16 protein-coding genes are annotated in these 21,537 nt (G+C 69.7%); 7 read left to right on the top strand and 9 right to left on the bottom strand.

Annotated elements, in window-relative coordinates:
* Window positions 1-32: 32 nt before the first annotated feature.
* The 3 genes from ACWCOV_RS16365 to ACWCOV_RS16355 are packed head-to-tail and all read right to left on the bottom strand — an operon-like array spanning window position 33 to window position 2,799.
* A complete protein-coding gene (locus ACWCOV_RS16365) occupies window positions 33-743 on the bottom strand; it encodes a FadR/GntR family transcriptional regulator (RefSeq protein ID WP_449830071.1) in 711 nt (236 codons plus the stop codon).
* A gap of 29 nt (window positions 744-772) precedes the next feature.
* On the bottom strand, window positions 773-1,708 hold the full coding sequence (locus ACWCOV_RS16360) for a dihydrodipicolinate synthase family protein (RefSeq protein WP_449830070.1): 936 nt from the start codon (window positions 1,706-1,708) through the stop codon (window positions 773-775).
* 14 nt (window positions 1,709-1,722) lie between these two features.
* A complete protein-coding gene (locus ACWCOV_RS16355; RefSeq protein WP_449830069.1) occupies window positions 1,723-2,799 on the bottom strand; it encodes a sialidase family protein in 1,077 nt (358 codons plus the stop codon).
* Between the two features lie 47 nt (window positions 2,800-2,846).
* On the opposite strand from ACWCOV_RS16355, the gene ACWCOV_RS16350 reads away from it, so the two are divergent.
* The 5 genes from ACWCOV_RS16350 (at window position 2,847) to ACWCOV_RS16330 (ending at window position 9,263) form a co-directional block, all read left to right on the top strand.
* A complete protein-coding gene (locus ACWCOV_RS16350) occupies window positions 2,847-4,469 on the top strand; it encodes an extracellular solute-binding protein (RefSeq protein ID WP_449830068.1) in 1,623 nt (540 codons plus the stop codon).
* Window positions 4,470-5,411, top strand: coding sequence for an ABC transporter permease (locus ACWCOV_RS16345; RefSeq protein ID WP_449830067.1), 942 nt, complete (start codon window positions 4,470-4,472; stop codon window positions 5,409-5,411).
* On the top strand, window positions 5,408-6,295 hold the full coding sequence (locus ACWCOV_RS16340; protein ID WP_449830066.1) for a carbohydrate ABC transporter permease: 888 nt from the start codon (window positions 5,408-5,410) through the stop codon (window positions 6,293-6,295). The genes ACWCOV_RS16345 and ACWCOV_RS16340 overlap by 4 nt, the downstream gene beginning before the upstream one ends.
* 113 nt (window positions 6,296-6,408) lie before the next feature.
* A complete protein-coding gene (locus ACWCOV_RS16335; RefSeq protein WP_449830065.1) occupies window positions 6,409-7,209 on the top strand; it encodes a phosphatase PAP2 family protein in 801 nt (266 codons plus the stop codon).
* A gap of 38 nt (window positions 7,210-7,247) precedes the next feature.
* Entirely contained in the window at window positions 7,248-9,263 is a 2,016-nt protein-coding gene (locus ACWCOV_RS16330; protein WP_449830064.1) for a HelD family protein, read from the top strand.
* Here ACWCOV_RS16330 and ACWCOV_RS16325 read toward each other — a convergent pair.
* The 5 genes from ACWCOV_RS16325 to ACWCOV_RS16305 are packed head-to-tail and all read right to left on the bottom strand — an operon-like array spanning window position 9,249 to window position 17,823.
* On the bottom strand, window positions 9,249-10,148 hold the full coding sequence (locus ACWCOV_RS16325) for a hypothetical protein (protein WP_449830063.1): 900 nt from the start codon (window positions 10,146-10,148) through the stop codon (window positions 9,249-9,251). The genes ACWCOV_RS16330 and ACWCOV_RS16325 overlap by 15 nt on opposite strands.
* 31 nt (window positions 10,149-10,179) lie before the next feature.
* The gene (locus ACWCOV_RS16320; RefSeq protein ID WP_449830062.1) at window positions 10,180-12,999 is read right to left on the bottom strand and encodes an alpha-L-fucosidase; all 2,820 of its coding nucleotides are present in this window, start codon (window positions 12,997-12,999) and stop codon (window positions 10,180-10,182) included.
* A gap of 10 nt (window positions 13,000-13,009) precedes the next feature.
* A complete protein-coding gene (locus ACWCOV_RS16315; protein WP_449830061.1) occupies window positions 13,010-15,652 on the bottom strand; it encodes a family 20 glycosylhydrolase in 2,643 nt (880 codons plus the stop codon).
* Window positions 15,649-16,572 (bottom strand): MurR/RpiR family transcriptional regulator, encoded by a 924-nt coding sequence (locus tag ACWCOV_RS16310; protein WP_449830060.1) that lies wholly within the window; start codon window positions 16,570-16,572, stop codon window positions 15,649-15,651. Before ACWCOV_RS16310 ends, ACWCOV_RS16315 begins: the two co-directional genes overlap by 4 nt.
* Before the next feature lie 60 nt (window positions 16,573-16,632).
* Window positions 16,633-17,823 (bottom strand): MFS transporter, encoded by a 1,191-nt coding sequence (locus tag ACWCOV_RS16305; protein ID WP_449830059.1) that lies wholly within the window; start codon window positions 17,821-17,823, stop codon window positions 16,633-16,635.
* Window positions 17,824-17,911: 88 nt separating this feature from the next.
* Between ACWCOV_RS16305 and ACWCOV_RS16300 the strand changes: the two genes are divergently transcribed.
* A complete protein-coding gene (locus ACWCOV_RS16300; protein ID WP_449830058.1) occupies window positions 17,912-18,223 on the top strand; it encodes an ArsR/SmtB family transcription factor in 312 nt (103 codons plus the stop codon).
* 103 nt (window positions 18,224-18,326) lie between these two features.
* Complete coding sequence (locus ACWCOV_RS16295; RefSeq protein ID WP_449830057.1) at window positions 18,327-20,588, top strand: outer membrane protein assembly factor BamB family protein; 2,262 nt, start codon at window positions 18,327-18,329, stop codon at window positions 20,586-20,588.
* Here the strand turns inward: ACWCOV_RS16295 and ACWCOV_RS16290 are convergent.
* Window positions 20,572-21,456: a Gfo/Idh/MocA family protein gene (locus ACWCOV_RS16290; RefSeq protein ID WP_449830056.1), complete on the bottom strand. Its 885-nt coding sequence runs from the start codon at window positions 21,454-21,456 to the stop codon at window positions 20,572-20,574. The two genes, ACWCOV_RS16295 and ACWCOV_RS16290, sit on opposite strands and share 17 nt — an antisense overlap.
* Between the last annotated feature and the right edge of the window lie 81 nt (window positions 21,457-21,537).

Below are 21,537 nucleotides of genomic sequence, written 5' to 3'. Positions count from 1 at the left end.
GGTTGGAGAGGGAGATCGTGGACGCGGAGAACCTATTCGCCCAGGCGGGTGTGGATGCCGTTGAAGTGTTTCTTCATCGAGCGGGCGAAGGAGTCCGGGTCGCCGGTCTGTAGCTTCTGCAGCAGGTCGCGGTGCCAGGCGGCGGCGTCGGCGGGGGTGTAGCGGGCGCCGGGGAGGCGGGCGTCCACCTGGGAGAAGGTTCGCCAGAAGACGGAGAGCAGGTCGATGACGAGGGCGTTGCCCAGGGGCTCGTAGAGGGCCTGGTGGAAGGCCCAGTCCTCGTCGGGGAAGTACTTGCCGTCGGCGGCCTTGGCCTCCATCGCCGCCACGATCGGCTCCAGGTCGTCGTACCCGTGGGCGCTGAAGTGCGCGACGACGTCGTCCGCCAGGCCGACCTCGATGGCCTGGCGGACCTCGAGGACGTTCTGGACGTCGCGGAGGTCGCCGGCCATCGACTGCGACATCCGGAACGCGAGCCCGTCCTCCAGCGACTGCAGCGACACCTCGCCGACGTACGTGCCGTACCCGTGCCGGATCTCGATGATCCCGACCGCCTGCAAGGCCTTCATCGCCTCGCGCAACGGGTGCCGCCCGACGCCGAGCTGAGCCATCAGCTCCTGCTCGTTGGGCAGCGGGTCACCCGCCTTCAGCCCGCGCTCCAGGATGTAGGACTTCATCTGGTCGCGAATGAAGGACTGATTGCCCGCCGCACCCCGTGCCCGGCTGAGCCCACCCGTCGTCACTGCCGGCCTCCTCAGAAACTTGGAACCGTTCAGTGTAGTCCGGCGCGTTCGAGCAAGGGCCGGATCGCCTCGATCTCCGCGTCGTCCAACGGGATCGACGGGTACGCCGTCACCGGGCAGGCGATCACGCCGAGCAGGTACAGCCCGGCCTTGAACGCGCCCAGCGCGGCCGAGCTCGCACCCATCCGGCTGCGGTCCGCGACGTCGATGATCTCGAAGAACCTGATCAGCCGGTCCTGCTCGGCCCGCGCCGCGACCAGATCCCCGGCGGCCACGGCGTCGTACAACCGCACGTACCCGGCCGGATCCACGTTCCCCAACCCGGGTACGACGCCGTCGACACCGAACGCCAGCGACGAGTCGACCGTCACCTCGGACCCGGTCATGATCGCGAACCCGGACAGCCCGGCGTCCCGCCGGTCCAGCACCAACCGCCGCAGGCTCGCCTCCTGCCCGCTGGAGTCCTTCACGCCGGCGATGATCCCGCGCTGACCGAGCGAGATCATCAGCGACGCCGGCAGCTTCACGCCGACCCGCGGAGGGATGTCGTACGCGTACAGCGGCGTGTCCCCGGCCACCGAGGCCAGCCGGACGAAGTGCCGCTCGATCTCGGCCGGATGGGTGGCGGCGTAGAACGGCGCGGTCGCGACCAGCCCGTCCACCCCGGCCTTCAACGCGGCCGACAGATGGGCGCCGGCGCGGGCGGTCGACGTGTCGATGACACCGGCCAGCACCGGCACCTGGCCGGCCACCTCGGTCACGGTGGTCTCCAGCACGACCTGCCGCTGTTCGTCGGTCAGGAACGTGCCTTCGCCGGAGGTGCCGAGCACGAACACCCCGTCCACACCACCGGTCAGCTGATGGTCGATCAACCTTGCCAGCGATGCGGTGTCGACGTCGTACTCGGGTGTGAGCGGGGTGACGAGCGGCGGTACGACGCCGGTCAACTGGGCGGAGTCGGTCAAGGGGTCTCCCAACCTCAAAGGGCGAATATGGCGAACCGCAAGGTGGCGAAGGACGAGGTCTCACCGGCCTCGTAGAAGATCCCGACTCGGCCGTCGGGCAGCAGGACCAGATCGGAGTACCCGGCCATTCCGTCGTGCACGACCAGACCGGGCTCCCAGGTCTGCCCGTCGTCGGAGCTCACGAAGACCGTCAGCTCCCGGCGTGACGAGGGACTCACCGGCGTCGACAGCAGCAAGCGGCCGTCGGGCAGCGCGAGCACGCTTCCCTGGATCCCTGGCGCGGTGATCTCCGGGATCCCGGTGTACGGCGCGTCGAGCGTCGTACCGCCGTCCGAGGACCAGGCGTGCACCCGGGCCGGCCCGGTCCCCTGGTGATTGCGGGCGTTGAAGTACAGCCGCCCGTCGGGAAGCTCGGCCACGGTCGTCTCGTTGGCGTTGATCTCCGCGCCGTCGTTGCGATCCACGAACCCGACCGACCAGGTCACACCACCGTCGTCGCTCACGATGCAGTGCCCGCCGTTCAGCCGGATCAGATCGTCGACCGGCTCCGAGGGGACGAACGAGTGATTAGCCGGTACGACGAGCCGCCCGGACGTCAGCGCGATCCCGTGACACGGCCCGGTCGCGTACCAGCCCCAGTCGGCCGGCTTCACCTGCGCGGTGATCTCGGCCGTCGGGCTCCACGTCGCGCCGTCGTCCGCGGACCGCTGCACGAACACCCGCCGCCCGGACTCGGGATCGGTGCCGCGGGCAAGCGACATCTCCACCGCGTCGGCGCCGTTCTGCACCGTCACCAGCACGATGTCGCCGCTCGCCGGGTCGATCACCGGCACCGGGTTCCCGCAGGTCTTGCCGGGCACCGCGGACACCACCTGCAACGGCAGCCAGGTCCGCCCGCCGTCGAGCGAGCGCCGCAGCACGACCTCGATCTCGCCCGCGTCGCCGGACCCGTGCAGCCGGCCCTCGCAGAACGCCAGCACGGTCGAGCCCCGCGCCAGCACGGACGGGATCCGGAACGTGTGGTAGCCGCTCCCGGCCGGATCGAACACGATCTCGGCCGCGATTTCCCGGGCACCGACTCTTGAAGACATAGGACGTACTATGTCATGGTGTGGCCCTCCGATGGAAGTGAGGCCTCATGCCAGTCAGCAGAAGAACATTCCTCGGCGGCGGCCTGGCCGCCGCCGCTGTCGCGGTCACCGGTACGCCGCTGCTGGCCGGGTGTGCTTCGGACAAGAAGAACTCGGCCGCCGCCAACCTGGCCGTGAAGTTGCCGACCTACACCAAGTACGGCGACATCAAGCCCGACCTGCCCGGCACCGACGTCGTCCTGGACGGGTTCCTGAAGTACCCGGCGAACCCGGTCCGGGCGATCGCCGAGGCGCCCGGCGACGGCAAGCCGATCACCTTCATGACCAACATCCCGGGCGCGATCCCGCCGGCGGCGGACAAGAACCAGTTCTGGCAGGCGGTCAACCAGCGGCTCGGCTCCGAGCTGCAGATCAGCATGGCCTCGAACGACGAGTACAAGGACAAGTTCGCCACCCGGATCGCCGGCGGCGACCTGCCGGACATCCTGAACATCCCGGTCGACACCGTGCAGATCCCCGGCCTGGTCAAGGCCAAGTGCATGGACCTGACCGAGCAGCTGTCCGGTGACGCGGTGAAGAAGTACCCGTTCCTGGCGAACATCCCGACCGAGTACTGGAAGGGCTGCGTCTTCAACGGCGCGATCTACGGCGTCCCGGTGCCGCGCGGCATGTCCCGGACGTCGCTGCCGCTGTACCGCGCGGACCTGCTGGCCGCGAAGGGCATCAAGGACCCGGCGCCGAAGAACTTCCAGGAGTTCCTCGACCTGGCCAAGGAGATGACCGCGGCCAAGCAGAACAAGTGGGCCTGGACCCGGGTGCCGCTGTCCACCATCCGCCAGATGCTGATGATCCCCAACGTCTGGAAGGAAGAGGGCGGCAAGTTCACCTCGATGTACGAGCACGAGGCGCAGCTCGAGGCGCTCGAGGCCGGCCGCAAGATGGTCGAGGCCGGCGTGATCAACCCGGACGCCTTCAACGACAAGGCCAGTGCCCGCAAGCAGTGGTTCAACGGCGGTATCGCGGCGTTCGACTACGACAGCTTCGTCGCCTGGAACCAGTACTACTCCGACAACACCGCCGGTGACGCGTTCTCGGTGAACATGCTCGACGTACCAGGCTTCGACAGCGGCCAGGGCGCGCCGTGGATGGGCTCGGCGCTGAACAACATCACGTCGTTCAGCAAGGACAGCAAGCACTCGGCCGACACGCTGCTGAAGATCGCCAACTGGATGGCCGCGCCGTTCGGCACCGAGGAGTACCTGTTCCGCAAGTACGGCGTCGCCGGCCGCCACTACGCGCTGCAGGGCACCGACCCGGTGCCGACCAAGACCGGTGTGGTGGAGACCGGCATCGGCCTGCAGTACATCAGCGACTCCGCGCTGGCGCTGTACTGGGCCGGCAAGCCCGACGTGCCGCAGAACCAGCACGCCATCCAGCAGAAGATGGCGGACCGGCTCGTGTACGACGCGTCGTACGGCCTGTACTCCGACACCCAGTCGAAGAAGCAGACCCAGCTGGCCAAGACGATGACCGACCTGGAGTCGCAGATCGTGCAGGGCAAGAAGCCGGTGTCCGACTGGACCGCGGCTGTGCAGACCTGGAAGTCGTCCGGCGGCGACACCATGCGCGGCGAGCTCGAGAAGGCCTTCTCCGAGGCGGCAGGGAAGTAGATGCTCCAGCGATCCACCACGCGACAGCAGCAGCTGAGCCTGGGGCAGCGGCTGCTCCGGGACAAGGTGCTGCTGCTGTTCGCGCTGCCCGGGACCGCGCTGATCATCGCGTTCCACTACGTGCCGCTGCTGGGGAACGTGATCGCGTTCAAGGACTACCAGCCGTTCCTCGGCATCGGCGGCAGCGACTGGTCCGGCTGGTCGAACTTCCTGGTGATCTTCAACGGCGATCCGGCGTTCCTGCGGGCGCTGAAGAACACCTTGATCCTGACCTGCCTGCAGTCGATCTTCGTGTTCCCGGCGCCGATCCTGCTGGCCCTGCTGCTGAACTCGCTGTTCTCGGAGCGGATCAAACGGATCGCGCAGAGCATCCTCTACCTGCCGCACTTCATGTCGTGGGTGATCGTGGTCGCGCTGTTCCAGCAGATGCTCGGCGGCAGCGGGTTGCTGAACAACTACCTGCGATCACACGACCTCGCGACGATCGACATCATCGGGAACTCCGAGCTGTTCCACGTGCTGCTGACCTCGCAGATCATCTGGAAGGACACCGGCTGGGCGACGATCCTGTTCCTGGCCGCGCTGTCCCAGATCGACTCCCAGCTGTACGAGGCCTCGAGCGTGGACGGCGCGAGCCGGATGCGGCAGCTGTGGCACGTCACGCTGCCGGGGCTGCGCGGGATCATCATCCTGCTGTTCATCCTGCGGCTCGGCGACTCGCTGACCGTCGGCTTCGAGCAGATCATCCTGCAGCAGCAGGCGGTCGGCCGGGACGTCAGCGAGGTCCTGGACACCTACGTCTACAACAACGGCGTGATCGGCGGGGCCTGGGGCGTGGCCGCCGCGGTCGGCCTGGTCAAGGGCCTGGTCGGCGTGGCTCTGGTGCTGGCCGCGAACAAGGTGGCGCACATCTTCGGCGAGCAGGGGGTGTACCAGCGATGACACGCAAGATGGTGCAGGGCGTGCCGATGCCGTCCTGGCCGATGCGGATCTTCAAGGGACTCATGCTGCTGGTGTTCTGCGCTGCGGTGATCCTGCCGTTCGTCGGGGTGATCTCGACCAGCGTGGCGCCGAACAAGCAGATCAACGAGTCCGGCGGGCTGGTGCTGCTGCCGGAGTCGATCAGCTTCGCGGCGTACGAGTCGCTGTTCGCCGGCGGCGTGGTGACCCAGGCGCTGTTCGTCAGCGTGTTCGTCACGGTGGTCGGGACGGCGCTCAGCCTCACCGTGTCGTGCCTGCTCGCCTACGCGCTGTCCCGGCCGTCGTTCACGGCCGGGCGCCCGATCCTGCTGGTGATCCTGTTCAGCATGCTGTTCTCCCCCGGCATCATCCCGACGTACCTGGTGGTCAAGGGCGTCGGGCTGCTGGACAGCATCTGGGCGCTGATCGTGCCGACGATGGTCAGCGCGTTCAACGTGATCGTGCTGCGGGCGTTCTTCATGAACCTGCCGAACGAGCTCACCGAGAGCGCCCGGATGGACGGCGCCGGCGAGCTGAAGACCTTCGGCTACATCGTGCTGCCGCTGTCCAAGGCGGTGCTGTCGGTGATCGGGCTGTTCTACGCGGTGGCGTACTGGAACGCGTTCTTCAGCGCCCTGCTGTACCTGAACGACAGCAAGCTGTGGCCGTTGCAGCTGGTGCTCCGCACGTACGTCATCAACGACACCCAGCTGGGCAGCGCCGAGCTCGGCACCGAGCTGCTGCCGCCGCAGGCGTCCATCCAGATGGCGATCCTGGTCGTCTCGATCGTTCCGATCCTGCTGATCTACCCGTTCCTGCAACGGCACTTCGCCAAGGGCGTCCTGACCGGCGCCGTGAAGGGTTGATCCCAACCCTGTGACGGGTGCGTCACGAACCGTCGTCCGGGGGTTTGCCCAGGGGCAACGCCAGGGTTTCGCCTGGGCAAATCCCCACCGAACGCCAGGTACCGTCGAACACTATGGGGACGCAGGCGCTCGAGCGGGTGGGGTTGGGTGGGGAAGGCGAGGGGCGGGACGCGAGGAGGAGGCCCGCGCCGGTCGTCTGGCGGGTGGTGCGGGAAGCGATCCTGCTGGCCACACTGTTTCTGGTCTACAGCGCGGGCCGGCAGATCGCCGCGAAGCACACCGGGTCGGCGTTCGACCACGCCCGGGAGATCCTCGCGCTGCAGAACTGGTTGCACCTGCCGAACGAGGCATCGATCCAGCACGCGGCGCTCGAGATCCCGCAACTGGTCGAGGGAGCGAACCTCTACTACGCCAGCGTGCACGCCCCGCTGACGGCGTGCGTGCTGCTCTGGCTGAGCATCTGGCGGCCGAAGGCCTACACCCGCGTCCGCTGGACGATCGTGTCGGTGACCGGGCTGGCGCTGATCGGGCACATCGTGTTCCCGCTCGCGCCGCCGCGGATGATGCCCGGATTCGTCGACACCGGCCTGCAGTTCGGGCTGTCGGTGTACGGCGCGGAGCGCTCCGGCGGCGTGGCCAACCAGTTCGCCGCGATGCCCAGCCTGCACGTCGGCTGGGCCGCCCTGATCGCGCTGTCGATGATCCTGATCACCCGGACGCGCTGGCGCTGGCTGTGGCTGCTGCACCCGATCATCACGTTCGGCGTGGTCGTGGTGACCGCCAACCACTACTGGCTGGACGGGATCGTCGCCCTGCTCCTGCTCGCGGTCAGCCTCCCGCTGCTGCTCGGCCCGGGCCTGCACGACGACCTGCGAGCCCGAAATTCGGTTTCGCCCCGCAGGGTGCTCAAGTAACGTAGCTGGGCTTCCCCACCCCTTGCCGGAGGTTCGCTGTGCCCGCTGATACGTCCGACACCCTCCAGGCCGAGAAGGACTACCTGAAGACGTCCCGTGCCGCGCTGGCGGTGATGCGGGAGAAGACCGGCGCGCTGGAGATCCACAGCGCCGACCGGGTGAACCAGGAGTTCCTGAAAGCCGCGATCTGGCGGCGGATGAAGGAGCTCGAGGACGACCCCGAGGTGCCGCTGTTCTTCGGCCGGCTGGACTACCTGGAGCCGACCACCGAGACGTTCCACATCGGCCGCCGGCACGTGAACGACGCGCAGGGCGAGCCGCTGGTGGTGGACTGGCGAGCAGACATCTCGGTTCCGTTCTACCGGGCCAGCCGGACCGAGCCGATGGGGGTCGGCGTCCGGCGGCGGTTCGGCTTCACGCACGGCGAGATGACCGCCTTCGAGGACGAGGACCTGACCGCCCCGGCGCCGACCGACCAGCACAGCGACATCCTGGACGCCGAGATCGAGCGCCCGCGCTCCGGCCCGATGCGCGACATCGTGGCGACCATCCAGCCCGAGCAGGACGTGATCGTCCGGGCCGGCGTCGACGACACCATCTGCGTCCAGGGGGCGCCCGGGACCGGGAAGACCGCGGTCGGCCTGCACCGGGCGGCGTACCTGCTCTACGCGTACCGCGACCAGCTCAGCCGGGCCGGCGTGCTCGTGGTCGGGCCGAACGCGAGCTTCCTCCGCTACATCGGTGACGTGCTCCCGGCGCTGGGTGAGATCGAGGCGAAGCAGACGACGGTCGAGGAGCTGGTCGCGCGAGTTCGCGTGACCGGGCCGGGTCCGGCGGCGGTCGACGTACTGAAGGGTGACGCCCGGATGGCGGAGGTGCTGCATCGGGCCGTGTGGTCGCAGGTGCAGCTGCCGAAGGAGGCGCTGGTCGTCCCGCGTGGGGCGCATCGCTGGCGGGTCGCGGCGTACCAGGCTGAGGAATTGGTCAACGAGCTGCGGACCCGCGGCATTCGGTACGGCGCCGGTCGGGCGATGTTGCCGCAGCGGCTAGCGCACGCCGTGCTGCTGCGGATGGAGGCGGCCGGTGACTCGCCCGACGACCGCGTGCAGGACGCCGTCGCGCGCAGCCGTCCGGTCAAGCAGTACGCCGAGGCGCTCTGGCCCGCTGTGGACCCGGCGAAGCTGGTGTTCCGGTTGTTCACCGACCCGGAGCTGCTGGCCGAGCACGCCGACGGGATCCTGACCGCTGAGGAGCAGGAGCTGCTGCAGTGGGACAAGGCGCCCCGGTCGGCCGGCGCGGCGAAGTGGTCGGTCGCCGATGCCACTCTGATCGATGAGGTCGCCGATCTGGTCGACCGTACGCCGTCACTCGGGCACGTGGTCCTGGACGAGGCGCAGGACCTGTCGGCGATGCAGCTGCGGGCAGTCGGACGCCGATGCTCGACCGGCTCGATGACCGTGCTCGGTGACATCGCGCAGGGCACCACACCGTGGGCGACACCGTCCTGGGACGAGGCCCTGGGGCACCTGGGCAAAACCGGCGCCCACACCGAGGAGCTGACCGCCGGCTTCCGCGTGCCCGGTCAAGTGATCGAGTACGCCGCCCGCCTGCTGCCGTCGATCGCTCCACACCTCACCCCGCCCACCGCAGTACGGCGCTCGCGCGGTGAGCTCGCCATCACGCGCGTACCCGACAGCCTCGCCGCGGCCGTGTCGACCGTGGACGAGGTGTCGTCGCGCCCCGGCTCGATCGGCCTGATCGTCCCGGACGCCCTGGTCAAGGCGACCCGGAAGGCCTTGCAGGACAAGGGGATCCCGTTCTCCGTGCTCGGTGACGAGGACGACGTCGACGCGCACCTGGACGTCGTACCGGCGTCACTGGCCAAGGGTCTGGAGTTCGACCACGTGGTCCTGGTCGAGCCGGCCGGCATCGTCGCCGGTGAGGCCGACGAGCGCACCGGGCTCCGCCGCCTCTACGTCTGTCTGACCCGTGCGGTCACGTCGCTGGCCGTCCTGCACAGCGAGGACCTGCCGGCAGTCCTACAGACCGCCTGAACGCCGCACCGGCCGGAGCGCCCGGAACGGCGGCACCGGTTGGCCCTCCGCCCTGGCCTGTGCGCAGGCCAGCCGCCAGCGGCCGTACCCGACCGTCGCCCGGACGCCGCGCAACTGGTCGTCGTCCGGCTTGCCGTCGACCACCCGGGTCGCGGCGGCGTACGCAGCCTGGGCCGCCTGCAGGTCCGTCGCGGCCTCCTCGCCGAGCCCGTCCGTGGGCAGACCGGCGGCGTCGAGCTCTGCACCGAACCGGGTGACCTCCTCCCGCGCCAGCGCCCTCCGCTCCTCCAAGGTGTCCGGTTGCGGATCCTCCTCCGGCGCAGGCTCCTCCTCGGTCTCCTGACGCAACCGCCACCACCACACCGCCGCGCCAGCGGCCGCCGCCAGCCCCAGGGTGATCAGGAACGCCACCAACCAGCCCGGCACCCCGCTGGACGACTTGGGTACGTCGAGTTGGTCCAGCACCCCGTTGAGCGTGCCGACCGGGTCGGACCGGCCGTGCTTGCGCAGCTCCTCGGCCAGGACGCTGTCGATCGGGGAAGTGACGCCGACCGCCTTCGCCCAGGTGATCCGGTCGCCGAACACGACCAGGTAGATCCCGTCCGACGCCTGCTTGTAGGCGACCGTGTCCACGAACGCCTGCGCGGACATCTGCTTGTCCCGCCGCCCGTCGTCGAGCGCCTCCTCCGGCAGTACGGCGATCCGGATGGCCGGGTCGGAGTTCTCGACCCGCTCGGCCAGCTCGGCGGCCTCCTCATCGGAGACGAGCACGCTCTGCGTCGAGTCGACGTACACCGGTGAGGTCTTCCAGCCCTCGATCACGGAGTTGGGGTCGCCGGCGCCGGTCATCGACGTGAGCAGCATCAGCGCGGCCAGGAAACGCATGCCGCTAAGCCTGCCTCAACGGGGGTGCGAGTCAGAAAACGGAGACTGTTGCAAGCCTCACCTTCGCCCTGGACCGGGTGATCCGGATCCGGACCGCGCTGGTCTCCACCGGAGTCTCCAAGGCCAGGATCCGGCGCTGCCCGACCGCGCCGAAGGTGGCCACCTGCTGCCAGCCGTCGCCGGTCCGTACCTCGACCACCCCGGCCTCGATCTGCTGGCCGTACCGGATGTCCTCACCGAGCGACACCCGGCGGACGCCGGCGGGCTCGGGCAGAGACAGCGTGAGCGTGCCGGTCCCCGGGTTCCGCCAGGAGGTGTCCGGGTTGCCGTCGATCGCCGCCTGCGGGCTGACGCCGTCACCGGACGCCCTTGCCCGCCGGGCGAGGTCGTCTGGCATGTCCGCGGCCAGCTGCGCTCGCCACTCGGCCAGTCTGGTCACGTCACGCTCGTCGAACCGGCCTTGGCGGTCGGGCGGGATGTTGAGCAGCAGCACCGAGTTCCGGCCGACCGACTTGTAGTAGATGTCGGTGAGCTGCGCGACCGTCTTCGGCTCCTGCTCCGGGTGGTGGAACCAGCCCTCGCGGATCGACACGTCCGACTCCGCCGGCCACCAGGCCAGCTCGGTCGCACCGGCGTCCCGCCCGGCCAGGAGCGCCTTGCGGCTGCCTTGGTCGGCAGCGGCGTACCCGAGTGCGTACTCCGGTGCGCCGTTCGGCTTGGTGATCGTCGGGACGACGCTGTACTCGTCCGGCCGGGCCAGGCCTGACTCGTTGCCCACCCAGCGCACGTCCGGGCCGCTGACCGCGATCGTGGCCTGCGGCGCGAGCTCACGGATCAGGGTGTACCAGCTGGGGAAGTCGTACGTCTCCACCTTGTCCGGCGGGATCCGGCCCTGCGCGCCGTCGAACCACACCTCGTCCACCGGGCCGTACTCGGTCAGCAACTCGTACAGCTGGTTGAGCATATAGGCGCCGTAATCGGAGGCGGTCAGCGTGTACTGCGGCAGGTCCCGGCCGGCCCGGTCGTCGCCGGCGACCAGGGTGGGGATGGTGCGTGGGGTGTGCGCGCTGCCGTTGGCGTAGACGCCGTCCAAGTACTGGTTCTCGTCGGCCGGAGACAGGTAGAAGCCGACCTTCACGCCGTACTTGCGCATCGACGTGACGAACGCTCGGACCACGTCGCCCTGGCCGTCCTGCCACGAACTGGAGGCAACGCTGTGCTTGCTGTAGCGGGACGGGTAGAGCAGGAAGCCGTCGTGGTGCTTCACGGTGAGGATGGCCAGCTTGAAGCCGGAGTCGCGCAGGGTGCGGGCCCACTGGTCGGTGTCGAGACCGGTCGGCTGGAAGAGGTTCGGGTCCTCGTCGCCGTGCCCCCACTCCAGGCCGGTGAACGTGTTCACGCCGAAATGCAGGAACGCCGTCTGCTCCATCCGCTGCCAGGCGACCTGCCGCGCATCCGGTCGGATCGCCGCCGCCTTGGCCACCAGCGAGGTGGCGCACTCCCCCTCCGCGACGGGCATCGTGCGGGCCGGGCTTGGCTTGCCGACCACACACGGGAGTGCCTGCAAGGTCTGTGCTTCCACCGGTGGCTTGCCGAGGAAGGTGCTCACCCCGATGCCGTAGGCCATACCGCGTGCACCGGTCAGCCAGCGCACTTGGCCGTTCGACTGGCCCGCGAGCGTCCTGCTCACCGGGGTCCCGTTGACCAGCGCTGTCACGGTGTCGCCGTTCTCGATCGCCAGACCGAACCGGTGGTAGCGCACACCTTCCTTGACCGCGGGCGCGCCGAGCTGGAGCGGAACGGTCTCGCCGCCCGCCTTCAGCTCCAGGTCCTTTGCACCGACGACCAACTGGGCAAGTCCCAGCAGGTCGATCAGCTCGACACCCGGGCGAAGCACATCCGGCGCCACCACAGTCTCCGCCAGCACCCCGCCGTCCAGCTGAGCTCCCTGCCAGCTGATTCCACCCTTGCCGGACAGCCGCAATCGGCCGGGCTCGGTCACCACTCCCCCGTTGACCACCGGGACCGGATCGGCCTTCTCACCGAGCGCCGGCTGGTAGTTGCCATCGGCCCCGATCGAGCCCTCGAACCCGACCGCGACCTTGGACGTGGACACGACCGGCTTCGCCAGCCGAAGGTCCGCCGGGTTGAAGGCGCCGCTGAACGTCGCGAGCCGCACCTGCCGGATCGCGCCGTCGAGCCCACGCTGCAGGGCCGACGGGTGCACCTCGTTGCCGACCCCGATGTCCGCACCTGCGTCCGGATGCCAGGTCGCCGTGCCATCGGTACTGACCGCGGCCGGCGACTGCTGCCCGTCGAGGAACGCGTGCAACGTGGCGCCGCCACTGGTCACCTCATAGGCCAGCGCGAGCACGTGCTGCGCACCGGCAGACGGCACGGGCACGGTCTGTACGACGTCGCGCCACTCCCCACCGCTCTCGACGCTGAAGCCGTACTGCAGGTTCGTGCCGTCGTACCGGCCGAAGATCGCACCGCCGATCGCGGTGATCGTGGCCAGCGAGCCTTGGGTCGCGTCCGGGGTGAACGCGGTCTCGATCAGGAACGACCGCTGGACGTCACCGCCGCTGAGCGCCGTACCCGGCTGGAAGCGGATCCCGTCGGAGCCGCCTGCAAGGACGACACCACGGGCCGGGTCGAGCGACTCCGCACCGGACCGGCGGGTGACCGTGCCACCCATCACCTCACCGGTCGCGGCCGTGTACGTGTTGCCGCTCGAGAACGATCCACCGAACGAGACGTCCAGTACGTCGGGATCGGCCGCCTGGGCCTGGACACCGGTCAACACGCTCGCCGCCAGGGCAGCGGCGAGCAGGACGGCTGCGGCTCGCATGTCATCGCCCTCACTTCGCGTCGACGGTGATCTCGGCGGCGGTGCCGAACGGGTTCCCGGTCGCCTCGGACAGTTGGACCAGCCGCAGGTAGCGGGCGGTGGTGGTCGCGATCGGCACCCACTTGGCGTCCGGGCTGTTCGCGAACGTGCCCTTGGCCACCGGCCGGCCCCAGTTCGCGCCGTCGGCGCTCAGGTAGATCTCGTAGTCCGCGATCCGGCCGTTGGTCGCGTTCAGCCGGGTCTGGTACGTCACCGCGCAGACCGACCTCGTCGCACCCAGGTCGAGCTGGATCTCGTGCGGTGGCGGCGGCTGCGTCGCGGACCACTCGGTGTGCCAGAACGTCGCCGGGTTCCCGTCGATCGCGTTCACCGCCCGGCCGTCCTCCCCAGCCGTCTCCTCGCTGTCGACGTACGTGACCGCCACCGGGCTGCTCGCCTCCGGCACACAACTCAGCCGGACACCGGCCGTCGTCGCGAGCTCGTGCTGACTCCCTTGGACGTACGACGTGACTGCGCCGAGCGCGACCGTGGACGCCGGGGCATCGGCGGGTGGGGTCACGGTAAACGCCAGATCGTTCGAGGCTCCCGGAGAAAGCGTCGGCAGCGACTGCTTGCTCGGGGCGACGGTCCAGCCGGAGGGGACGGATGGCGTCACGGTGACATCGGTCGCGGTCGAGTTGGTGGTGTTGGCGACGGTGACAGTCAGCGTGGCGGCAGTGCCCGGCGTGATCGTCTGGCGATCGACGACGGCCGTCGACCTGATCACCGGGGCGAGCGTGAGCGGAGCCGGGCTGTGGCCGTCCGGGATCTGCTGGACCAGGCCGTTGCCGTCGAACTTCGCCACCATCCGGGTGATCGCGTTGACCAACGTGATGCGGTCACCCGATTTGGCAAGCTGCCAGCGTTGCAGGCGGTTGGTGGCGTCACACGTCTGCGCGGTGATCGCCGTACCGGGCTCTAGTGGGGTGTTGAGGTAGCGGGTGCCGAGGCGGGACTCGGCGCAGCGGCCCGACGCCAGGTTGGTCAGCGTGTAGTAGCCGTCGGTGGTCGGCTGCACGTCCCAGGCGGACTCCACTCCGCTCAGGGTGAGTTGGTCGCCTTCGGCTCCGGCGCCCAGGTACTTGCCGCCGGCCGTGAGCGAATAGGTGCCTGCGGCAACCGGTGTGCGGTTCACGTTGTCGAAGCCGGGCGCGCGGCCGACCGCGTCCGCGCGGGCTGCGAAGGTGGCGTAGTCCGGGTCCGGTTGCGGGGTGCCCCAGGTCGCCTGCGCGACGAACCGCAACGGCATCCGGACCTCGGCCTCGATCTCGTTCTCGGTGTTCCCGGAGCCGTTGTCCGGCCAGAGGGTGATCTTGGCGCCGGTGATGCCGCTCCGGTCGGTGACGGTCTCGCCGTCGAACTTCAGTGGCGACCAGCCCGACGTATACAGCTGCTGCGGGTTGGTCTTGAACCCGCCGCGCACGTTGTAGAGCGCGTAGGCCGCGTTCATCACCTTGCGTCCGTCGGCGAGCAGCGCACTCGGCTTCACCCCGCTGCCTAGCCAGTGCTCGACCACGATGTCGCGACCCAGCGGGACCGTGGCCGCGGTGGTGATGCCGTCGTTCCAGATCCGCAGCGTCTTGCCCTTGGCCTTCACGTAGGCGTTGATCCGGTTGATGAAGTCGACGAACGCGTCCTGCGGCACGGCGTCCGGCCCGAACTTCTGCTGTGCGTACGCGAGCAGCTGCGGGTAGCGCGCGTAGTCGGAGCCGAGCATGTACTCGTCCGCGCCCATGTGCCAGTACGGCGTCCGGAACACGCTCAGGTTCTCGTCGATGATGTCGGTGAGGAAGTCGAACGCCTCGGGCTTGGTGATGTCGAGCCGGCTGACCTGCTTCTGGCCGGAGCTGTCGGTGAGCTGCAGGTCCGGCCGGTTGCGGATCCACGGCTCGATGTGGCCGGGTGAGTTGACCTCGGGCACGATCGTGACGTGGTACTTGTCGGCGAGCTGCTGCAGGGCAGCGAGCTGCGGCTTGGTGTAGTAGCCCCACTCGACCGACTCGGGATGCGTGTCACTCTTCACCTTCAGCTCGACCCACAACTGGTTGAGCTTCAGGTACGCCGCATCCTTGACCAGCCGCTCGAACCACGCTGTCGAGACGTTGATCAGGCAGGCGCAGACGCCGACGCCGCGCTCGGCGTACTCCGGTACGTCGACGACGTGGCCGGCCGGGATCGTCTTCGCCTTCAGGAGTTGAAGAACCGTCCGGGTGCCGTAGAACGCGCCGGCGTCGGTCTTCGCGGTGATGCTGGCGGTCCTGCCGACCGTCAGTTCGTAGCCTTCGGCCCCGAGATCCGCCCGGGCCGGGTCGAGTCGCACGAGCAGATCACCGGCACGACCGGCCGACGTACTGCGGACCACCGGGAGCAGGCGTCCGGTCAGCTCCTTCGCGTCAGCGGCGAAGGTGGCGGCATCGTCGTGCACCGCCGTCCGGTGCGGCTCCACCAGGACGCGGCTCTGCCGGGTGAGTTCGAACGTGCCGGCGGCGGATTGCCAACCGGTCAGAGCGGGGACGGTCTTCGGGGTGACGGGTTGGGCGGTCGCCGGGGTGCTGACCAGGCCTGCGGCAAGCAGGACCGTGCCCAGCACACCCGCGATCAGGCGGGACTTCATCGTCTGTCTCCTCGGGAGCGGCGAGTGCGGACGGAGTGTTTCGAGCTGATGTCTGCGGTGAGGTCGATCGCCTGACCGGCCCGCTCCGAGGTCAGCTGCGCGACCCGGATGTAGAGGCAGTCGGTGACGACCAGTTGGGAGTGCCGCGCGGCCAGACCACCGCTGCGGAACGACGTCTCGAGTACGGCGGTGGTCAGCACCTCGTCGGCCACGCCGGCCAGCGGTGACCGCGGATCGCTGGTGATGCCGATCGTGGTCGCGCCGCGCTCGTGGGCCAGCTCGACGGGTTCCAGGACCTCGGCCGTCGTACCGGAGTGGGAGATCGCGACGACCGCGTCGGCGGCGGTGAGCAGGGCCGCCGAGGTGGCGGCGCCGTGGATCTCGGGCCAGGCCCGGACCTGCGCGCCGATCCGGAACAGCCGCATCTCGAGCTCGGCGGCGATGGTCGAGCTGCCGCCGACGCCGTACACGTCGATCCGCCGGGCCGCGGCGAGGGCGTGCGCGGCCCGGTCGAGGGCTTCGAGGTCGAGCTGGTCGACGGTCTGGGTGATGGCCCGGATGTCGGCGTTCGCGACCACCGTGGCGACCCGGGCGACCGGGTCGTCATCGGTGATCACCGGGCCGAGGTCGGTGCTCCAGCCGGGGACCGTCGCGCGGCCCAGTTGGGTCGCGACGGCGATCCGCAACTGCTGGTGGTTGGCCAGCCCGATCGCCTGCGCGAACCGGGTGACGCTCGCCTGGGACACCCCGGCCCGCTCCGCCAGCGCCGCGGTGGACAGCTCGGCCACCAACTCCGGCTCCGCGAGCACGGTGTCGGCGACCAGGCGCAGCGCACCGGTCAGTCGCGGCAGCGTCGCCCGGACGCGGTCGGCGATGTCAGCCGGCGGCTGCGGAGGGGCGGGGTCGCGCACGTGAATCATCCATTCACCGATCGGGCGGATCGATGAAACACTGCGTCAGGCTGACAGCGGTGTCAAGACCTACTGGTCGGCAACTACGGCGAGGACCTCTTCTTCCTCGTCCAGGTGCTCGACCCGCTGCAGCGCCGGGTCACGCCGCAGGGTGACGAGCAGGCCGAGCACTGCGATGTCCAGTACGGCGGCGACCAGCGGCAGGTAGGTGATTCCAGCCAGCTGGATGACCAGACCGCCGACCACCGCGGACAGCCCGGCGCCGAGGTAGATCGCCGACGCGTTCAGCGAGATCAGCAAGCCACCGCCGAGTTCGAGCAGCAGATTCTGGATCGGCGGATTGAAGGCCCAGGTGAACATGCCCCAGAGGAACAGCGCGGCCGCGGCACCGACCACGGTTGTCGCGGACAGGTCCAGCGTCCCGACCATTACGATGCTGCCGACCAGGACGCCGTACAGGGTCCGGAGGCTGCCGAAGCGGTCGGTAGCCCGGCCGCCGAGCAGGTTGCCGAGCACGGCCCCCAGTCCGTAGACGAGCAGCAGGATGCCGACTGCGCTGCCACCGAGGTGCACGGTCTGCTTGAGCAGCGGGACGACGTAGATGTAGACACTGAACGCGGCGAGGACTCCGAGCACCGACATCGCCAGCACGGTCTGCACCCGGCGGTCGGTCACACCGGCGAACCGCTCGCGCAGACTGACCACGGGTGGCGCGGCCACCTTCGGCAGGGCGGCGCGCTCGGCGATGGCGACCAGTACGGCGACGACGGTGATCAGCGCGAAGACGCCCTTGTAGCCGAGGGTCGGTCCGAGCAGCGTGCCGGCGGGGACGCCGAGGACGAGGGCGAAGGTGAGGCCGCCGAAGACGATGGCGACCGCTCTACCCCGCTCCTCCGGTGGCAGCAGGCCGGTCGCGAACAGGGTGGCCGCGGGCGTGTAGACCGCGGCGCCGAAGGCGGCCACGACCCGGCCGACGATCAGCACGGGGTAGTTGGTGGCGACGGCGGCGATCAGGTTGCCGAGCGCAGCGAGGACGAGCGCGGCGATCAGCAGGGTACGGCGCTCCCAGCGGCCGGTCAGCGTGGACAGGATCGGGGCGCCGACGGCGTACGACAGGGAGAACGCGGTGGCGAGCTGGCCCGCGGCCGTCAGCGAGACGTGCAGCTCGGAGCTGACGTCGGGCAGCACGCCGGACACGACGTACGCGCTGGTGCCGACCGCGAACGCGCCGGCGCCGAGCAGGTAGATCCGTGCGGACATCGGGGACCTTCCGGACGAAGACGATTAGTTCGATGAAGATCGTACTACGAAGTTCATCGAAGTTCGACGGGTGTCGTATTATGGGACCATGACGAGGAAGGCGTTACCGCAGCCGGACCGGGACGAGATCCGGGTCGAGGCGGTGCTGCAGGCCCTCGGCGAGCCCGTCCGCCTGCAGATCATCCGTGCCCTGGCCGACGCCCCCGAAGGCATCGCCTGCGGCGAGATCGAGCTCCCCGTCACCGCCTCCACCCGGGCCCACCACCTCCGCATCCTCCGCGAGGCCGGCGTCCTGACCACCCATACCGAAGGCACCCGCCGGATCAGCACCCTCCGCCGCGACGACCTCGACACCCTCTACCCAGGCCTTCTCACCGGCATCCTCACCGCCCGCCAGTAGCCTGCGGCTCGGCCACCGGGCAGGGGCAACTGAGTGGTGCCTGCAAGGTCTCGGTGGGGAGATCGAGCGTTTGCTGTGGGGGTGTGGCTGGCAAACTGTTGCGGTGGTGGAGCTGCGTGCTAGGTGGGACCAGCTGGTGCCCGGCTCGGACCAGCTGGCCGACGAGCTGGTCGCCCGGTACGTCGACCGCAACCGCCGCGCCTACCGCGACTACTACCTCGACATCGTCCTCACCGCGCTGGACTCACTCATCCAGCTCGCCACCGACCCCACCTCCGTGCGACTGGCCGCCTGGCTGCACCGCGCCGTCCACGAGCCCGGCGGCACCCCTGCCGAGGACGCCGAGGCCTCCGCGCAGCTCGCCGAGGAGCTCCTCCCGCAGTACGGCGTGCCACCCATCCGCATCGCCGAGGTAGCCCGCCTGATCCGCCTCACCGGCGACCTGGCCGCGCCCCCACCCGACTCCTACGCACCACCCCGCCGCGACGCCAACGGCGACGTGCTGCTCGACGCCGTCAACGCCATCCTCGCCGCCGACCCCAGCCGGTACGCCGTCCACACCTCAGAGGTACGGCGAGACGCCGCCGACCGCAGGTCCGCACTCGAGCACCGGTACGACGAGGTGCGCCAGCAACTCGACGGCCACCTCTACCGCACCCAACTGGCTCGCCAACGCCTCAGCCCGGTCGCACGCATCAACCTCGAGACAGAGCTGGCCGGCCTGGACAGCGAACTCCCCGCACCCTGGCGTGGTTGGCAGCAGGCCGCTCTCACCGCGACTGCCACCTTCACTGCCATCGCCTCCGCCGTCGTCGCCATCGCCGCGTCCGGCGCCTCCTGGCAGGTCCCGGCGGCCGAGGACGAGATCGGCTGGCCGCCCGTCGTACTGGCCGTCGCCGCGTTCTTCAGCGCACCAGTGCTCTTCCGCTGCGCCCGCAGCGCCAGTCAGCGCGCGCTACTCATCGCAGGCGCCGTCGTAGCCACCGCAGTGACCGGACTGCTGATCGCCTGGGCCCAGATGCCCCGAGTCAACCCGGCAGTCGGCGTCGGCCTCCGAGTGCCGCTGCTGATCTCGGCACTGCTCCTACTGATGGCAGCCGGTGCATCAGCTCTGGTCGGCTCACTCCTCCGCACCAGGTCTGCCCGCTTCCTCCCGCCCAGAAACGTCGGCCAACAGCTCGCCTGGCTGGTAGTCCCGGCCGTGGTCGCAGTGGCCCTGTTGCTGATCATCCAGCCGCTCGCACGCAACTACGTGCTGAGCTCCAACGAGCGGGTCGAGGACGCAAACCGCCCGGCCGGCAAGGCCACCGCCTCCACGCTGGACGGCACCGTCGCGTGGGTCAGCAAGTCGATGCTCGGATCCGGCGCCGAGGAGGCGATCCGCACCCGCTACGGCATCGCCGTACCCAGGCAGGCCGGTGTGGTGGAGATGATCGACGCAGCCACCGGGGTACTGCGCTGGCGCTACAGCCGGTCCGACTCCGACGAGAAGCCGAACATCGTGGCGACCGGGAACGGCGACTACGTGCTGGCCCAGTTCGCGGACGTCGGCTACCTGCTGCTCGACGCGAACACCGGCGAACGCAAGGCGGCGTGGCCGGGCCGGACCAGGGACCACGTGATCCAGCAGGCCGAACCACTGCTGACCGGCGAGCGGGTCTCCCGCGGCTCCGACAAGCTGCGCGGCGTCGACCCGGACGGCCGCGACCGGTGGACGTTCGAGCCGGGCCGCTGCACCGGGATCGGCGCGGTCGCCACCACCGACACCGTGGTCACCTTCCTCGGCCGCAGCTGCGGTGACGAGGACGACGAGATGGTCGGCCTCGACCTGAAGTCCGGCAAGAAGCTGTGGACCAAGCAGTCCGGTGACACGTACCGGCGGCCGGTCGTCGTGGCCGGTCTGGTGGTAGTGGCCGAGCCCGGCGGCGACTCCGACCTACCTGACGCGCTGACCGCGATCGACCCGCGGACCGGTGAGACCAGGTGGCGGTGGTCGGTGCCACGGACCTGGGCTTGCCGGACGCTGATGAACGCGGCCGGTCGGTACCTGATCGTGGTGGACTGCCCGGCGACCCGGAAGCTGGAGAACGGTCAGACGCTGGTCACCGCGATCGACGCGAGCACCGGTGAGACCGCCTGGCAGACCGCCGCGCCGGTGAACCCACGGGCCAAGGTCACGGTCACCGCCGACGGCCGGGTCATCTCGCTCAGCCGCGGCTCCGACGCCTGCTGGGCCAACGTGATCAGCCGGACCGGGTTCCGTCAGGTCCGTCTCCCGACTGGGATCTCCTGCAGCCGCGACGTCCGGGCGATCGGCAACCTGGTCCTGACCTCCGGCGCCGACACCGTCATCGCGCTGCGTTGAGCTGCTCCTCCGCCGAGGCCAGCAGCTCGACCACCCGGACTCCGAAGGTCACGTCGACCGGGTGCGACTCACCCGACTCGGCTGCGGCGACCAGCTCCTGCACGGCCAGCCGGTACGAGTCGACGGCAGGCGTGTCGCTCAGCGGCATGATCGCCGTACCCGACTCGCCCCAGATGCCGGTCTCGAAGTTGCTGCCCTCGGGCGGGGCGAACAGCGCCAGGCTCGCCGTACTGGTCGCGCCCGACTCGTGCGTCACGACCAGGTGCACCAGGTCCCCCTCGCCACCGACGGCGGTGAGGCCGGCGATCGGGCCGAGCATCGCGGTCAGGTTGGACAGCGCGTGCGGCCCGACGTCCCAGAGCGCGCCCCGCTGCTCCCGCCGCCAGGGCGAGTCCGTGAACGGGTTGCCCGGCGCGTCGAGCGCGGCCAGCATCCGCGACCAGCCGCCCTTCCACCCGCCCTTGGCCTGCACCTCGGCGAAGAACTCCCGGATCGGCGGCTCGAACCGGTGGGTGAAGAACACCACCGACGCGATCCCCTCGTCCGCGGCCTCGGCGGCCAGCGCCCGGGCGTCGTCGAGGGAGTCCGCGACCGGCTTGTCCAGCAGCAGGTGCTTGCCGATCGCGGCGGCCTCCAGCGCCATCGACGCCTGCACCTTCGGCGGTACGGCGAACGCGACGGCGTCGACGGATTCCAGTAACTCCGCGTAGTCGTCGTACGGCGTGACCTCGAGGTCGGCGGCGATGGCGGCGGTTTTGCCGGGGTCGCGGCCCCAGACGCCGACGAACTCGGCGTCCGCGGCTGTGCGCAGCCCGGGGCCATGGGTCAGGTTCGCCCACGGACCGGTGCCTACCAGGCCGAATCGCATCCGCCCTCCATCTCGTTGCCGGGCCGCCCGATCGGCCTGACCAGCCGGTTCGATGTGACCTGGACCGCAATTGCACCGGTG

Source organism: Kribbella sp. NPDC002412 (assembly GCF_053592935.1).
This window is presented reverse-complemented; position numbering and strand designations above follow the sequence as displayed.

What these genes read in the sequence shown, in the direction of transcription:
- ACWCOV_RS16310 (WP_449830060.1), bottom strand. Translation starts at nt 16,572, where the DNA reads ATGATTCACGTGCGCGACCCCGCCCCTCCGCAGCCGCCGGCTGACATC.
- ACWCOV_RS16305 (WP_449830059.1), bottom strand. Translation starts at nt 17,823, where the DNA reads ATGTCCGCACGGATCTACCTGCTCGGCGCCGGCGCGTTCGCGGTCGGC.
- ACWCOV_RS16325 (WP_449830063.1), bottom strand. Translation starts at nt 10,148, where the DNA reads ATGCGTTTCCTGGCCGCGCTGATGCTGCTCACGTCGATGACCGGCGCC.
- ACWCOV_RS16355 (WP_449830069.1), bottom strand. Translation starts at nt 2,799, where the DNA reads ATGTCTTCAAGAGTCGGTGCCCGGGAAATCGCGGCCGAGATCGTGTTC.
- ACWCOV_RS16340 (WP_449830066.1), top strand. Translation starts at nt 5,408, where the DNA reads ATGACACGCAAGATGGTGCAGGGCGTGCCGATGCCGTCCTGGCCGATG.
- ACWCOV_RS16290 (WP_449830056.1), bottom strand. Translation starts at nt 21,456, where the DNA reads ATGCGATTCGGCCTGGTAGGCACCGGTCCGTGGGCGAACCTGACCCAT.
- ACWCOV_RS16345 (WP_449830067.1), top strand. Translation starts at nt 4,470, where the DNA reads ATGCTCCAGCGATCCACCACGCGACAGCAGCAGCTGAGCCTGGGGCAG.
- ACWCOV_RS16315 (WP_449830061.1), bottom strand. Translation starts at nt 15,652, where the DNA reads ATGAAGTCCCGCCTGATCGCGGGTGTGCTGGGCACGGTCCTGCTTGCC.
- ACWCOV_RS16350 (WP_449830068.1), top strand. Translation starts at nt 2,847, where the DNA reads ATGCCAGTCAGCAGAAGAACATTCCTCGGCGGCGGCCTGGCCGCCGCC.
- ACWCOV_RS16335 (WP_449830065.1), top strand. Translation starts at nt 6,409, where the DNA reads ATGGGGACGCAGGCGCTCGAGCGGGTGGGGTTGGGTGGGGAAGGCGAG.
- ACWCOV_RS16320 (WP_449830062.1), bottom strand. Translation starts at nt 12,999, where the DNA reads ATGCGAGCCGCAGCCGTCCTGCTCGCCGCTGCCCTGGCGGCGAGCGTG.
- ACWCOV_RS16300 (WP_449830058.1), top strand. Translation starts at nt 17,912, where the DNA reads ATGACGAGGAAGGCGTTACCGCAGCCGGACCGGGACGAGATCCGGGTC.